Below are 756 nucleotides of genomic sequence, written 5' to 3'. Positions count from 1 at the left end.
GACGTTCGTCCGCGAGGTGGACAACCTGATGGTGTTCGACAACGACGCCTGGCGGAAGACGGGCGAGTCCGTCCAGGGCGGCTACGAGGAGATCAACGAGGAGATCGTCCGGCGGTTCGGCATCCTCTTCGGGGCCGGCGAGATCCAGCAGGGACAGGAGGTCGCCGAGAGCGTCGTCGACTCCTCCGAGATCATCAACACGCTCTCGGGCGGCGGCGTCTCCACGGTCGGCTACGCCGAGGAGGAGGTCGAGGAGCGCTCCTCGGGCGGGCTGCTCTCGCGGCTCCGCGACGACGGCAACGACGAGGAGCTGGACAGCGCACACACCACGAACCGGATCACCAGCCTCGTCCGCAAGGCGGCGCTCGGCCGGCTCACGCTCCCCTGCGAGATCGAGGGCGCGGAGCGCGCGCTGCTCGTGCTCGCGGGCCCGCCGGAGTACCTCAACCGGAAGGGTATCGAGCGCGGGCGGAAGTGGCTCGAAGAGCAGACCGGCTCGATGGAGGTCCGCGGCGGGGACTACCCGTACCGCGGGGCCGGCTTCGTCGCGACGGTCATCCTGCTCGCGGGCGTCACGAACGTCCCGCGGATCAAGGAGCTCCAGCAGGTCGCCATCGAGGCGCAGGACAACTTAGACGAGATCCGCGAGGAGAGCGACGACAACCTCGACGAGCTCGTCAGCGACGACAGCGACGAGCTGGAATCCCTGTTCTAACCCCCTCCGATCCCCGCGATGGAGGTCATCGTTCCCTTTTC

1 pseudogene is annotated in these 756 nt (G+C 68.3%); it reads left to right on the top strand.

Annotation, left to right across the window (positions count from 1 at the left end):
• Positions 1 to 715: pseudogene (locus tag C464_RS03695) on the top strand (hypothetical protein); the annotation flags it as partial.
• Between the last annotated feature and the right edge of the window lie 41 nt (positions 716 to 756).

The sequence above is a fragment of the Halorubrum coriense DSM 10284 genome (genome assembly GCF_000337035.1).
Classification (GTDB): Archaea; Halobacteriota; Halobacteria; order Halobacteriales; family Haloferacaceae; genus Halorubrum; species Halorubrum coriense.
Note: the sequence above shows the minus strand (reverse complement) of the source record. Positions and strands in the feature narration are given on the sequence as shown.